Origin of the sequence: Variovorax sp. OV084 (assembly GCF_900111625.1) — a bacterium.
Classification (GTDB): Bacteria; Pseudomonadota; Gammaproteobacteria; order Burkholderiales; family Burkholderiaceae_C; genus Variovorax.
On record NZ_FOII01000003.1, the window covers coordinates 213,664 to 226,936 of the forward strand.

Sequence of the window (13,273 nt, forward strand, 5' to 3'; positions counted from 1 at the left end):
TCACCCAATATTGCCTATGTGCCCTCAAATCCGACGTGACAGGGGTTTCACTTTGATCGAAATATTGATCGTGGTGGCTATTGTCGGTTTGCTCGCCGCAATTGCATATCCGTCTTACATGAGCTACGTGCGCAATGCTTGGCGCGCTGAGGGACGGGCAGCCCTTTTGGCCGAAATGCAGCAACAAGAGCGGTATTTCACGCAGATGAATCAGTACCACTCCGTATTTAAATCCTATTCTGGAGAGACGGTGACAGGGAGCAAGTACACGATGTCGACCGGAAATTGCACAGGCATGAGTGACATCAAGAGTTGCGTCGCGTTGACAGCCACGCTCAACAGCAATTTCAGTGATCCTCAAGTCGGCAATATCAAACTTGATAGCGCGGGAAACAAGACTTGCACAGGGACCGACTCCACCAGGTGCTGGAAATGAGAACGCCGAGCCTCAGCTTACGTCGCGGCCCTCAATCAGGCTTCACCATAGTCGAATTGATGACGGTGATAGTCATCGTAGGAGTACTTGCCGCAGTTGCCATCCCGAGCCTAAGAGACATTCTGATCAATCAACGTTTGGCAGCAACCGCCAGCGATTTGGTTTCAACCCTGAATATCGCGCGGATGGAGGCCATCAAGCAATCCCAGACGGTCAAGGTCACGCCCGTTACGAGCGATTGGAACAAGGGTTGGGCCATCAGTACGACTTCTGGATCAACAACTACAACGCTGCGGACCTACGAAAAACTGGACCCCAGTGTCGTGCGCGATACATCCTTGGGGGACGGTTTCTCGAACGCCGTCACTTACGATCCCAACGGCTTTGCTCGCGACGCAACTACAGGAAAGTTTGGTGGCAATGGCTGCCTGACGTTCAAAGCCGACACCAAACGCAGAATGTCCGTCATCATTTCCGCGTCGGGACGCCCTCGAAGTTGTGATCCGGACAAGACCGGAGACTGCGGCTCCGGTGATTGCAACTCAACCGGCTGATGCCTCTTGACCTCGTTGAGTGCGAGATAGGCAGCCACTGAGATCGCTGTTCAGTTCGTTGATGGCCCTTGAGGCCAAGCCTCATATTCAAGGACTTGGCACATGTCGTGGCGTGAACTCGTGATGCGGTGACGCCCATGCAATTGGGGGATCAGGGCAGCGACGAATCGAGCGGCTTGCCCACCGCCCACAGTTCGTACTCGAGCGGAAACGCGATGCGGAATCGCTCCGCCTCGGTACGAGCTTCTTCATGAAGGCCCAGCAGTTCTGCACTTTCGATCAGCTTGACGATCACTCGTGGTTCGGGAGAAAAATGCAAGACGTGCTTGGCGAGTGCATAGATCCCCGCAGCATTCGCTGACGTGACGGGCGTCAGAGTGAGTTCAGCAAAGCCCGCCTGGTTTGCGAACAGCCATGAGCTTCGCGCCTTCGCCAAGGTGTCGTCTTCGTAACCGGGCAGTCGTTCGTCGCGAGGCATATAGATCTGGCTGATGCGGACGTAATCCCAGCTCGCGTAGCCGACTACGGCAAGCAACGCTGCGGCCGCGATCACGGGCCATGTGATGGATCGAGAAAGCCACCATTCCCTGCCAGAACCGACCTGCTGCAGCGAAGGTGCCCACAGGATGCCGACGCAGAGCCCGAAGACCAGTTGGAAAGGGCCGTACCACAGCGGATACTCCAGCAGGCTGTGCAATACGATGATGCAGAGCAGTCCCCACGCCATAAGGCGGAGCGGGTCACGCTCACTCCAAGGTCGAGCACTGATCACCAGCCAAAGAAAACCGCCGCAGATCAAGACTGCGGCGGGAATGCCAAGCTCCACCGCAAGATGCAATGGCAAGTTGTGCGCGTTGTCGAGGATCTCGACGAAACGCGGCCCGACATAGAGTGCGCTGTGGCTGTAGTGGGCAAAACTCAGTTCTCCCCAACCCCAACCGCTCCAGGGACGTTCTGCGATCAAGCTCATAACGTTTTGCCAGAGAATCCATCGGCTGTGCCCTACCGGCGCGCCCTCACTCAAGCGCTGCACCATGCTGTCGACGCCGCCTCCTGCGAGTTGTGGCAATGCCCAAGCAATCGCAAAGTACAGCGGGACCAGGGATAAAAGCAAGAACGGGGTGGGAAGGCGAACGGCGGCTCGATCTTTCCTCCGCCGTTCACGCTTTGCCATGAATGCCGTGACGCTTATGATCAATAGAAACTGAAGCAAGCCAGTTCGTGAAGTTGACGCTGCGGCCGCTGCCACCAACAAGACTACGGCGCCCAACCACATGGAGCGTCCATATGCTGCGCCCTTGCCCTCTCTAGGGTAGAACCACAGCGCGGCAACAAGGGCCATGCTGATCAGGCTTGCGAACTGATTGCGCTGACGTAGATTGCCGAATGCTTGACCCAGGTCAGGTGCATTGGTCCACGGCACAAGGATCGCTGCCAGCCCGTAGTACTGAAGCAACCCAAGCACTGCGCTGATCAGTCCTGCGCATAGCAAACCGAGGGCTAAAGCGTCATGCATGCGAGCACTGCTGCTCGAAAGCCTGGCACCAAAGCAAGCAACCATTCCGGTCGCGGTGATTGCAATGACAGCCGATAGCCAAGAGCCGACACCAAGCTGGTGACTATGGAAAAGAGCAATCACGAGAGCGGCCACCGCAAGCCAGCTCATGAGCAGTTGTTGTGGTGCAGCTCCTCCTGGTCTGACCAGCAAGACGGAAAGTAGCGCGATACAGAGCCAGGACGCGAACTGTTGCCATGCGTTGACCGATGGGCCTGCAGATATCGGAAAGAGGAACGGCAGCGCGATCAATGCACTGCAGGCGGCTGCCTGGAAGTCCCGCCTGGCAGGGCCAGTGGCCTTTGCAAAAAACTTCATTCAAGTCATTTTGCCTGTGCCGCCTCTAGTCTTACTCTCGTCTGATAGCCGTAGCGAGAGCAAGTCCACCAGCTACAACTATCAATATTGAAAGCAAAAAGGCTCCGCCAAAGCGGAGCCTTTATTCATGCGAGTCGACAGTTTTTAGGTAGCGTCGGCGCAAGCAGCTGCACGATACTTTGCATCAACAGTGGCGGTGCACTTCCAAGTGCCTTCGATGCTCCTCGTCCAGGTCAACGTGTTGGTGCCAGCCGTCTTGAGAGCAGCAGCAGCACCGTTGCCGAACGTTGCAATAATGGTCACAGGTGCGGTGGTCGAAAGAGTCGCTTGCGGATAGCCAGTGCCGGTCGCTGCAGCCACGCCGCTGCCTTGTTTCGCGCCATCTTGAATCGACGATGCAGTAGCTTGCAGATTGCATTCGTCAGCAGCTTGGGCAGTGCCCGTGGGGATGTTGGAAGAAACTGAACCCGTACGGCCTTCCAGCATGCACGTTTCGACAGCCGTCTTAAGGGCTCCAGCCTCGCCCATCACGCGAGTAACTTGTGACTTAGCAATGTAAGTTTGATATTGCGGAATCGCAATAGCAGCCAAAATACCAATGATCGCCACAACGATCATCAATTCGATAAGGGTAAAGCCGGCCTGTGCGCGGCGGGCGAGAGTACGACGGTTCATTTAACTAACTCCAGGTTGGTTGGTTGTTACGCCCGGGAACCTGCCCGGAGCGAGGTACCTTCCGCAGCATCTGTGCCACCCGCCCCCAGAGCCTCCTGCTGACCGAACACGTCAACTTTGATCACATTGTCGTTACGACGTGTGACACAAGTTGCTTAAAGACGCCACGCTTGGTGACAAATTTGTCATGCCAACGCATCACTCGCCATCAGCAAGTCAGGATCTCATCCGCCTTCAGCCAGCGTATATCCCGCTGCGCCAACCCCGCTACCTGCTCGTCCATCAGCGCCTCGATCTGACTCATGATTTCGTCGGTTTCGGTGGGCTTGGTGTGGGTGATGTAGATCGGGTACTGCTTCCCCGGCCCGATATGCGCCAGCTCGTCGGCCAGCACCGCGGGCGACAGGTGCAGGCTGCGCTCGGCCAGCGCCTGCTCGCGGCTGCTGAAGGCCGTTTCGATCACCAGCATCGCCACGTCGAGCGCATTCACCCGTTCCCAGAAGGGCGCGTTGCGCTCCGTATCTCCGCTGAACACCCAATGGGCACCGCCTTCGGCCCGTCTCACGGCAAAGCCGCAGGCCGGCACGGTATGAACCGCGGGCAGCACCTCGACCAGCTTGGGCTCGCGGCTGCCCAGCGGCAGCATTTGCCCGACGGCAATGACGTGAAAGCTCACGAACGGCGCCTCGATGCTGGGAATGCTCTCGAAATCCGGCCAGATGACGTTGTTGAACACATGCGCCCGCAGCGCGTCGATGGTGGCCCTCAGCGCATGCACGCGCAGCGGCCGCTTGCGGCGGCTGCCCACGGCGTCGAGCATCAAGGGAAGTGCGGCGATGTGGTCGAGGTGGCTGTGGGTGAGCACGACATCGTCGATGCGGACCATTTCTTCGAGCGTGAGGTCTCCGACGCCCGTGCCCGCATCGACGAGCAGGTCCGTGTCGACCAGGAAAGAGGTGGTGCGGCAGTCTTTGGCGATGGCGCCCGAACAACCCAGCACACGAACCTGCATTGTGAAAGACCCCTTGTGTGTGTCTGTCGTCATTTGGTTTCGAACCGGGTCGCGCCATCCCAATCAGGGTCTTGCGGTCGCAACGCCATCGAGGCTAAACGCTGGGCGTAGAGCTGGTAAAGGACTTTTTTGGCATCCGCGGCGAGCAGGGGGGCCAGCAAGTTTCGGCCCATTGCCCAGTCCTGCCGTCGGTAGGCCGCGAGCACTTCGCTCCAGCGGCCGAGCAGTTGCCGGGTCTGCGCCACCGCCTCGGGCGTGCGCACGGCCAGGGGCGTAAAAACGGCAACGGCTTGCGCCTTTCCCTTGACGCGCACGCTGTCGAGCTCCTGCCAGACGTAGTCGGGCGCCAGCTCGCATGTCGCGCCGCTGGCCACGACTTGCACGCCGTAGTGTGCGCTCAGGCCCTCGAGGCGGGATGCGAGGTTGACCGCGTCGCCGACCACGGTATAGCTGCGGCGCGCGGTGGAGCCCATGTCGCCCACGCTCATCAGGCCGCTGTTGATGCCGATGCCCACGCTGATCTCGGGCCGGCCGCTGGCGCGGTGAATGCGGTTGATGTCGTGCACGGCATCGGCCATGTCGAGCGCGGCCCGCACGGCGAGCGTGGCGTGGTCGGGCGTGTCGATGGGGGCGCCCCAGAAGGCCATGACGCAGTCGCCCATGTATTTGTCGATGGTGCCGCGGTGCGCGCTGATCACGTTGGTCAGCCGGCTGAAGACGGTGTTGAGAAAGGCCTGCAGCTCGGCCGGTGCCATCTGCTCCGACAGGCGGGTGAAGTCGCGCATGTCGCAGAACATCACGGTCATGGGCTTGCTCTCGGCGCGCATGCTGTAACGGCCGGGGTGCTCCATCATTTCGTTGACGAGCTGTGGCGGCACGTAGGTGCCGAAGAGCCGCACCAAGCCGCGCCGCGCGCGCGATTCGACGAAGTAGCCCCAGCTCATGTTGAATACGAAGGCCAGCGCCGTCATCGCCAGCGCCGACGCCAGGGGCAGCACGAGGCTGTGGCTCACGTACAACCAGGTGTTGAGACCGATCAGCGCGGCGATCGTCCCCGCGGCCAGCAGCAGGGCGCGCGATGCCGACAGCAAAGACAGCCCGAAGGCCAGCACAAGCCCCGTCACGGCGACAAGCAGCACCTCATAGCCCACCGCGTAGTCGGGCACGCTGAGCAGCCGATGGTCGAGCAGGGCGGAGACGACGTTGGCATGCACCTCCACCCCCGGAAACGCAGCCTCGACGGGTGTGGCACGCAGATCCTGCAGCCCCGGGGCCGTGGCGCCCAGGAGCACGATCTTGTCCTTCAGCTCGCCCGGCCCCAGCCGGCCTTCGAGCACGTCGGCGGCGGGCACATAGCGGAACGATCCGCCGTCCGCGCCGCCTGGGCCGCGAAACGGCACTTGCATGCTGCCCGTGCCGTCGACCGGAATTCGCAGGCGGCCCACTCTCAGCGATTCGAGCTGCGGCGCGGCGCCTCCTCCGGGCGCAAAGGCCGGCTGCACGGGCGGCGATCCGTTCGCGAGGCGGTAGACGGCGAGCCCCAGCGACTCGTAGTAACCCGGCTGCGCCTTGTCGCCTTCGTAGCGGGCGATGAGCGGCACGCTGCGAATGACGCCGTCGCCGTTGGCACCGACCAGCGTATTCAGGAAACCCGCCATTGGCGCGGCCTGCGCCAGTGCCGGCAGGCTGGCGCCGAAGCCGTTCCAGGTCGTTGCGTAGATCCCGCCCGAGGGGAAGGCCCCGGCTGGCAGCAAGGGGGCAGCAGGCAGCTGTCCCTTGGCACTCGGCGCCTCGGTCCGCGTGAAGTAGTAGCCCAGTGCCACGCGCCGGCCGCTCAGCGCCGCGGCGAAGGTGGCGTCATGGTCGAGGCCAGGCGCCAGTCGCTCGACCTCGGCGGCCAGACCCGGCACGTTGCTCAACGGCCCGCTCGCCATCTCTCGCAGCCTGTCGAGGCCCGAGCTGCGGTCTGGCTCGAGAAACATGACGTCGAAGCCGAGCACGGCCGCCTGCTGGCGGGTCATCAGCTCCGTGGTGAGGCGGGCGATCTTGTCGCGTGCCCAGGGCCATTGGCCCTGGCGCGCCAGGCTGGCGTCGTCGACGTCGACGATCACGACCCGCGCATCGGGCGTGCCCGGCATGGTGGCGCGCAGGCGGATGTCGTAGATCAGCCGGTCAAGGCGCTCGATCGCGGTCAGCGGCCAGGCGCCGGTGGCGTGCGCCAGCGCCAGCAGCACGGGCAGCAAGGTGATGGCGATGCGCGGCCAGTGCCGCCGCAGTCCCCTCACGGCACAGCGCCCGTGCGGACGTTACCGCGGTAGGCCGAAGGAGAAGGCGGCTCAGATGCGCACGAACTGCATGCGCGTGGCGCCACCCAGCTCGAGCACGTCGCGCTCCTGCAGCGCAACCGCCTCGGCGCCGAGCTGCAGGCCGTTGAGCGTGACGTTGCCTTCGACGCCCGCAGCCACGTAGCCCTGTCGGCGGCGCGTAACCACGGCCACCGCAACACCGGGCTTGCCGATGGTGGTGACGACCTTCTGCAGGGCCACGTCCTGCCCCTCGTTGGCACCGGAGAGCACGCGCAGCACCGGAATGCCGAGCTCGACCAGGGCACCGGATTCCGTTGGCGCCGACGACAAAGGCATGGACCCCGAGGGGTACTCGGCCGACGGGGAGCGAACCGCGCCGGTGCCGATGGGCAGATTGCTGCGCGCGCGGAAATGGATGCGGCAACCCCCGACCTCGATGACATCGTTGTCCTTGAGCGCCTGCCTCTGGATGGCGAGCGCATTGACGTAGGTGCCGTTGGTGCTGTTGAGATCTTCAATTTCGACTTCGCCACCGCTCATGTGCAGCACGGCATGCTCGCCGCTGACCGCCAGATTGTCGATCACGATGTCGTTGTAGGCACGGCGTCCCAGCGTCGTGCGTTCCTTGGCAAGCGCCACTTGCCCGATGACAACGCCATCGACCGAGATGATCATCTTCGGCATTGCCGACTCCCCGAATCCAGAGCTTGAATGACGGCAAGCACATTGGCGGATTGCCGCCAGGGCCTGCTACTTGGCCGTGCGAGGCGCTTCTGCAACGCTCGCGCTGGCAAGGACAACCGATATGTTGTCCCGTCCACCATTGTCATTGGCAATTGAAACCAAAAGTGATGCTTTTTTCTGAAGCCCGACATCGTGTCCTAGAAGCGTGAAAAGCTGCTCATCCGAAACCATCTCGCTGAGCCCGTCGGAGCAAAGCATATAGAGATCGCCCGGTCTTGCGCTGTGTTCGTGCATTTCCAGCAAGACTTGGGCCTCCACGCCCACGGCGCGCGTCACGAGGTTGCGGGTGGGCGAATTCAGGGCTTCCTCGGCGGTGATGGCGCCAGCGTCGAGCTGCTGCTGGCGCAGCGAGTGGTCGCGGGTGAGCAGCTCCAGCTTGTTGTTGCGCACCCGGTAGCACCGCGAATCGCCGATGTGGCCGACCAGCACGCGCTGCGGCCGGAACGCCGCGAGCACCAGCGTCGTTCCCATGCCCTGCAGTTCGTGGTTGGTCATGCCGGCGTGCAGGATCGAGCTGTTGGCCTCGTCCGTGGCCGCCTGCAGCGCCCGCCGGATCACGCGCGTCGGCGCCTGCATCCCGGCCTGGGCGAACCACCGGCCGAAGCTGGCGTGCATCAGCGAGACAGCCATCGCGCTCGCCACTTCGCCGCCCTTGTAGCCGCCCATGCCGTCGGCCAGCAAGGCCAATCCCAGGGCGGAGTCCACGTGCACGGCGTCCTCGTTATGGGCCCGCGTCCGCCCGACGTCAGTCAGGGCGGCGAATTCCCAGGTCAGCGGAGGGCGCGTGGAGAACAGGGAAACGCCGACACTCGCCATGGTTTGTCAGTGCCGACTTCTCGAAAACTCAGTGCGCAGCGGCGCGTGCGCGCCGTTGCAGCAAGCGGCCACCGGCCACGACGAGCAACGCACCAGCAGCGGCAGCCGCGTAGTGCAACCAGGGGTTGGCCGCCAGCGTGTCGCGCAGCACCGCGTCTTGCACGATGGTTTCGCCGCCGACCCAGCCGATCAGCGCGGCGCCCAGCATGACGATGATCGGGAAACGTTCCATGAGCTTGATCATGAGCGTGCTGCCGAAAATCACCAAGGGAATGCTGATCGCCAAGCCGAGAACCAGCAGGACCATGCTGCCCTGCGCGGCGGCCGCGACGGCAATCACGTTGTCCAGGCTCATCACCAGGTCAGCCAGCAGGATGGTGCGCACGGCCGCCATCATGCTGCCGTATTCCTTGGATTCGCCCTCGCCCTCGTCGTCCTCGCTCAGCAGCTGCAGGCCGATCCACAGCAGCAGCAGGCCGCCGATGATCTGCAGATAAGGCAGGGCGAGCAGCTTGGCCGCCACCACCGTGAGCACGATACGCAGCACCACGGCCGCGCCGGAGCCGAAGAGCACGGCCTTTTTCTGCTGCGCGGGCGGCAACGAACGCGCCGCCATGGCAATCACCACCGCGTTGTCTCCCGACAGGATGATGTTGATCCAGACGATCTTGAGCAGACCTAACCAGAAGTCTGTGCTTTGAAGAATTTCCATGTCTCTGATCCCACTGTGTTTTATTGAAAAAAGCGCCCGCAATCCAGTGCGGGCGCTTCTTTGTTTCTGCGTGGTCCTACGGCATGTTGCTGCCGTTTTCCGTTTTAGAGCTGCGCCTTGAGCAGCTTGGCCAGTTCCGAGAAGTTGCGCGTCACGGTGAAGCCGCATTCTTCCATGATGGCAAGCTTGGCATCAGCCGTGTCGGCGCCGCCCGAGATCAGCGCGCCAGCGTGGCCCATGCGCTTGCCGGGAGGGGCGGTGACACCGGCGATGAAGCCGACGACCGGCTTCTTCATGTGTTCCTTGCACCAGCGGGCTGCGTCAGCCTCGTCCGGGCCGCCGATTTCGCCGATCATGATGACGGCGTCGGTGTCCGGGTCGTCGTTGAAGGCTTTCATCACGTCGATGTGCTTCAGGCCGTTGATCGGGTCGCCGCCAATGCCGACTGCCGACGATTGGCCCAGGCCGATTTCGGTCAGTTGAGCCACGGCTTCATACGTCAGCGTGCCCGAGCGCGAGACCACGCCGATGCGGCCCTTGCGGTGGATGTGGCCGGGCATGATGCCGATCTTGATTTCGTCGGGCGTGATCAGGCCGGGGCAGTTCGGGCCCAGCAGCAGGGTCTTCTTGCCGCCGGCGGCTTCCTTGGCCTTCATCTTGTTGCGCACTTCGAGCATGTCGCGAACCGGGATGCCTTCGGTGATGCAGATCGCCAGGTCCAGGTCGGCTTCGACGGCTTCCCAGATGGCGGCCGCGGCGCCTGCCGGCGGCACGTAGATCACCGACACCGTGGCGCCGGTTTGCGAGGCAGCTTCCTTCACCGAACCGAAGATCGGGATGTTGAAGATCGACTCGCCGGCCTTCTTCGGGTTCACGCCCGCCACGAAGGCGTTCTTGCCGTTCGCGTATTCCTGGCACTTCTCGGTGTGGAACTGGCCGGTCTTGCCGGTGATGCCTTGCGTGATGACTTTGGTGTCTTTGTTGATGTAGATCGACATGACTTGTTCCTTAGGCCTTCTTGACTGCTGCCACGACCTTCTGGGCCGCTTCCGCCATGGTGTCGGCGCTGATGATCGGCAGGCCCGAATCGGCCAGCAGCTTCTTGCCTTCGACTTCGTTGGTGCCCTTCATGCGAACGACCAGCGGCACTTGCAGGTTCACGGCCTTGCAGGCTGCGATCACGCCGGTGGCGATGGTGTCGCACTTCATGATGCCGCCGAAGATGTTGACGAGGATGGCCTCGACGTTCTTGTTCTTCAGCATGATCTTGAAGGCTTCCGTGACCTTCTCGGGGGTGGCACCGCCGCCCACGTCCAGGAAGTTGGCCGGCTCGCCGCCGAACAGCTTGATGGTGTCCATGGTGGCCATGGCCAGGCCGGCACCGTTCACCAGGCAGCCGATGTTGCCGTCCAGCGAGATGTAGGCGAGGTCGAACTTGGAGGCTTCGACTTCGGCTGCGTCTTCTTCGTCGAGGTCGCGCAGGGCCACGATTTCGGGGTGGCGGAACAGCGCGTTGCTGTCGAAGTTGAACTTGGCGTCCAGCGCCATGACGTTGCCCTTGCTGTCACGGTTGAGCGGGTTGATCTCGACCAGCGAGGCGTCCGTCTCCATGTAGCAGGTGTAGAGCTTCTTGAGGATGTCGACCGTCTGGGCGGTCGAATCGGCCGGCATGCCGATGCCGTCGGCGATCTGCTTGGCCTGTTCGTCGGTCAGGCCCTTTTCGGGGTCTGCGAACACCGTGATGATCTTCTCGGGCGAGGAGTGAGCCACTTCCTCGATGTCCATGCCGCCTTCGCTCGAAGCGATGAAGGCCACCTTCTGGGTGGCGCGGTCGGTCACGGCCGAGACGTAGTATTCCTTGTTGATGTCGGCGCCGTCTTCGATGTAGAGGCGGCGGACCTTCTGGCCTTCGGGGCCGGTCTGGTGCGTCTTGAGCTGCATGCCGAGGATTTCGCCGGCGAGCTTCTTGACATCTTCGATGGACTTGGCGACCTTGACGCCACCGCCCTTGCCGCGGCCACCCGCGTGGATCTGGGCCTTGACGACCCAGACCGGGCCTCCAAGTTTCTGGGCGGCTTCCACCGCCTCCTGAACCGTATAGGCCGGGATGCCGCGCGGCACCGGCACGCCGAACTTGGCAAGGATTTCCTTGCCTTGGTACTCGTGAATCTTCATGAGGGATGTCTCTCGGAAGGAGGAGGTTGAGAACGGGAGATCTGGGTGAGAGTGTTTCTGCTCTGTTGCTCGCGGGCGACGGCGGCCTGACGGCCGGGGGCGGCGAACAACCGCGGACTGTATCATGGTGCGCCGCACCAATACTGTACGTGGGGTTGCGGGCAATACGTACTTTCTTCTAGTTACCCGGGGCACCCTCCATCATGGCCAAGGTTTTCATCGACGGCGAAGCCGGCACCACCGGCCTGCAGATTCGCGAACGGCTCCAGGCAATGCCGCAGATCGAACTCGTGAGCATCGCGCCCGAGCTGCGAAAAGACGTGAACGCCAAGCGCGAACTGATGGCCGGCGTCGACCTGGTGGTGCTGTGCCTGCACGACGACGCGGCGCGCGAATCGGTCGCGCTGATCGACCAGTTGCCCGGCAAGAAGCCCAAGATCATCGACGCCTCCACGGCGCACCGCATCGCTCCCGGCTGGGTGTTCGGCTTCCCCGAACTCACCGAAGGCCACTGGCAGGCCGTGGCCAAGGCCGAGCGCGTCGGCAACCCCGGCTGCTACGCCACCGGCGCCATCGCCATGGTGCGCCCGCTGGTCGACGCGGGCATCCTGCCGGTCGACTTCCCCGTTTCGCTGCCCTCCGTGAGCGGCTATTCGGGCGGCGGCCGGACCATGATCGAGGCCTACGAAAAAGGCGAAGCGCCGCCGTACGAGATCTACGCGCTGGGCCTGAAGCACAAGCACATTCCCGAAATCATGACCTACACCGGCCTCACCCGCCGGCCGGTCTTCATTCCGTCGGTGGGCAATTTCAAGCAGGGCATGCTGGTGCAGCTGCCGCTGCATCTCGACCTGCTGCCCGGCAAGCCGAAGGCCGGCGACCTGCAAGATGCGCTGGCCGCGCACTACGCGCGCAGCAACACACCCGAGAAATTCGTGAAGGTGCTGCCGCCCACCGAGGACGGCAAGCTCGAAGCGCTGGCGCTCAACGACACCAACGAGCTCGAGATCCGCGTGTTCCCCAACGAGGACCATCGCCACGCCGTGGTGATTGCCCGCCTCGACAACCTCGGCAAGGGCGCCAGCGGCGCCGCGGTGCAGAACCTGAAGCTGATGCTGGCGCTCTGAGCGCCACGCCTCTTCAGTCAGTTCACCAGCCAGAGCCCGACGCCCAGCAGGGCCGCGTGCACGCCCAGCGCGACGTACAGCGGCTTGCGCGAAGGCGTCGCCATGTCCTGCAGCGTCTCGTGGATGCGGCGCGTGAGTAGCGCGCGCAGCGCCGGGTCTTGCACAGCGCCCTCGCCTGCCACCGGCTCGCCATGCTCCGCGCGACTTTGCTGCCATTCGGCCAGCATCTCGCTCAGCGGCAGCCGGTTGAGCACGAAGCCCACCACCGAACGCACCGCCTTGCCTTCACCCAGCACCGGCGCGAGCTGCTTGCTCAAGGCATCGACCGACAGCCAGTCGGCCACGCGTTGCAAAGTGCCGTGGGCTCGCGGCATCGCTTCGATGCGCCCGGCAATCGCGCCGCCGAGCCGCTGCGACACGGCCTCGCCACGCGCCGCGACCAGATGCTGCATCGCACGCGCGCGCCCTTGCTGCACGCCCAGCATCACGTAGACGACCACGAACAGCAGCAGCAGGACCGCCACCAGCAGCGGCGGTGAGGTGATGAGCGCGACGATGGCGCCGGCTCCACCGGCGCGCGCGGCCGTATTGCCCGGCCCCTGCAACTGGCTCAGATAGAAGAAGAAAACGCCGCCGCCCAGGATGACGCCAAGCAGGCCGCCCTTAATGACGGAACCGGCGAAAGACAAGCCGGCCTTGGCGCCGGTGCGAACGAGAGACGGCTGGCCGACGGGGTCGGATGACATGGAAAAACTCCTCCGTTGATTGACGGCCGCTCTGCTCGACTGCTTGCCGTGCAATCCGGCGGCCTGCCGCGGATCATGCCATCGGCGCCCCACACCA

13 protein-coding genes are annotated in these 13,273 nt (G+C 63.1%); 3 read left to right on the forward strand and 10 right to left on the reverse strand.

Annotated elements, in window-relative coordinates; translation table 11 throughout:
- The first annotated feature begins 16 nt into the window (after positions 1-16).
- On the forward strand, positions 17-436 hold the full coding sequence (locus BMW87_RS11060; protein WP_305727924.1) for a type IV pilin protein: 420 nt from the start codon (positions 17-19) through the stop codon (positions 434-436).
- Positions 433-990, forward strand: a complete 558-nt coding sequence (locus BMW87_RS11065; RefSeq protein ID WP_093076641.1) for a GspH/FimT family pseudopilin — start codon at positions 433-435, stop codon at positions 988-990. The genes BMW87_RS11060 and BMW87_RS11065 overlap by 4 nt, the downstream gene beginning before the upstream one ends.
- A gap of 151 nt (positions 991-1,141) precedes the next feature.
- Here BMW87_RS11065 and BMW87_RS11070 read toward each other — a convergent pair whose 3' ends face one another.
- From BMW87_RS11070 to sucC, 9 genes are all read right to left on the reverse strand, one after another.
- Positions 1,142-2,863, reverse strand: a complete 1,722-nt coding sequence (locus tag BMW87_RS11070; protein WP_093076283.1) for a PglL family O-oligosaccharyltransferase — start codon at positions 2,861-2,863, stop codon at positions 1,142-1,144.
- 144 nt (positions 2,864-3,007) lie between these two features.
- Complete coding sequence (locus BMW87_RS11075) at positions 3,008-3,538, reverse strand: pilin (protein ID WP_093076285.1); 531 nt, start codon at positions 3,536-3,538, stop codon at positions 3,008-3,010.
- Between the two features lie 208 nt (positions 3,539-3,746).
- Positions 3,747-4,550, reverse strand: a complete 804-nt coding sequence (locus BMW87_RS11080; protein WP_093076287.1) for a 3',5'-cyclic-nucleotide phosphodiesterase — start codon at positions 4,548-4,550, stop codon at positions 3,747-3,749.
- A gap of 29 nt (positions 4,551-4,579) precedes the next feature.
- Complete coding sequence (locus BMW87_RS11085; RefSeq protein WP_093076288.1) at positions 4,580-6,835, reverse strand: CHASE2 domain-containing protein; 2,256 nt, start codon at positions 6,833-6,835, stop codon at positions 4,580-4,582.
- Between the two features lie 51 nt (positions 6,836-6,886).
- Complete coding sequence (locus tag BMW87_RS11090; RefSeq protein ID WP_093076290.1) at positions 6,887-7,540, reverse strand: FHA domain-containing protein; 654 nt, start codon at positions 7,538-7,540, stop codon at positions 6,887-6,889.
- A gap of 66 nt (positions 7,541-7,606) precedes the next feature.
- Positions 7,607-8,416 (reverse strand): Stp1/IreP family PP2C-type Ser/Thr phosphatase, encoded by an 810-nt coding sequence (locus BMW87_RS11095; protein WP_093055235.1) that lies wholly within the window; start codon positions 8,414-8,416, stop codon positions 7,607-7,609.
- 28 nt (positions 8,417-8,444) lie between these two features.
- Positions 8,445-9,128, reverse strand: a complete 684-nt coding sequence (locus BMW87_RS11100; protein ID WP_093055233.1) for a TerC family protein — start codon at positions 9,126-9,128, stop codon at positions 8,445-8,447.
- A 104-nt stretch (positions 9,129-9,232) separates the two neighbouring features.
- Entirely contained in the window at positions 9,233-10,126 is an 894-nt protein-coding gene (gene sucD / locus BMW87_RS11105) for a succinate--CoA ligase subunit alpha (protein WP_007828710.1), read from the reverse strand.
- 10 nt (positions 10,127-10,136) lie between these two features.
- Positions 10,137-11,303 carry an ADP-forming succinate--CoA ligase subunit beta gene (sucC, locus tag BMW87_RS11110; protein ID WP_042577345.1) on the reverse strand — a complete coding sequence of 389 codons (1,167 nt, stop codon included), beginning with the start codon at positions 11,301-11,303 and terminating at the stop codon, positions 10,137-10,139.
- Positions 11,304-11,506: 203 nt separating this feature from the next.
- Between sucC and argC the strand changes: the two genes are divergently transcribed.
- Positions 11,507-12,430, forward strand: coding sequence for an N-acetyl-gamma-glutamyl-phosphate reductase (argC, locus tag BMW87_RS11115; RefSeq protein WP_093055231.1), 924 nt, complete (start codon positions 11,507-11,509; stop codon positions 12,428-12,430).
- Positions 12,431-12,447: 17 nt separating this feature from the next.
- Here argC and BMW87_RS11120 read toward each other — a convergent pair whose 3' ends face one another.
- A complete protein-coding gene (locus BMW87_RS11120; RefSeq protein ID WP_093076291.1) occupies positions 12,448-13,176 on the reverse strand; it encodes a hypothetical protein in 729 nt (242 codons plus the stop codon).
- Positions 13,177-13,273 lie beyond the last annotated feature (97 nt).

Bases quoted from the DNA above. Each gene is read 5' to 3' on its own strand.
- BMW87_RS11120 (WP_093076291.1), bottom strand. From the start codon at position 13,176: ATGTCATCCGACCCCGTCGGCCAGCCGTCTCTCGTTCGCACCGGCGCC.
- sucC (WP_042577345.1), bottom strand. From the start codon at position 11,303: ATGAAGATTCACGAGTACCAAGGCAAGGAAATCCTTGCCAAGTTCGGC.
- BMW87_RS11095 (WP_093055235.1), bottom strand. From the start codon at position 8,416: ATGGCGAGTGTCGGCGTTTCCCTGTTCTCCACGCGCCCTCCGCTGACC.
- BMW87_RS11070 (WP_093076283.1), bottom strand. From the start codon at position 2,863: ATGAAGTTTTTTGCAAAGGCCACTGGCCCTGCCAGGCGGGACTTCCAG.
- BMW87_RS11080 (WP_093076287.1), bottom strand. From the start codon at position 4,550: ATGCAGGTTCGTGTGCTGGGTTGTTCGGGCGCCATCGCCAAAGACTGC.
- BMW87_RS11100 (WP_093055233.1), bottom strand. From the start codon at position 9,128: ATGGAAATTCTTCAAAGCACAGACTTCTGGTTAGGTCTGCTCAAGATC.
- BMW87_RS11065 (WP_093076641.1), top strand. From the start codon at position 433: ATGAGAACGCCGAGCCTCAGCTTACGTCGCGGCCCTCAATCAGGCTTC.
- argC (WP_093055231.1), top strand. From the start codon at position 11,507: ATGGCCAAGGTTTTCATCGACGGCGAAGCCGGCACCACCGGCCTGCAG.
- BMW87_RS11075 (WP_093076285.1), bottom strand. From the start codon at position 3,538: ATGAACCGTCGTACTCTCGCCCGCCGCGCACAGGCCGGCTTTACCCTT.
- BMW87_RS11060 (WP_305727924.1), top strand. From the start codon at position 17: ATGTGCCCTCAAATCCGACGTGACAGGGGTTTCACTTTGATCGAAATA.
- BMW87_RS11090 (WP_093076290.1), bottom strand. From the start codon at position 7,540: ATGCCGAAGATGATCATCTCGGTCGATGGCGTTGTCATCGGGCAAGTG.
- sucD (WP_007828710.1), bottom strand. From the start codon at position 10,126: ATGTCGATCTACATCAACAAAGACACCAAAGTCATCACGCAAGGCATC.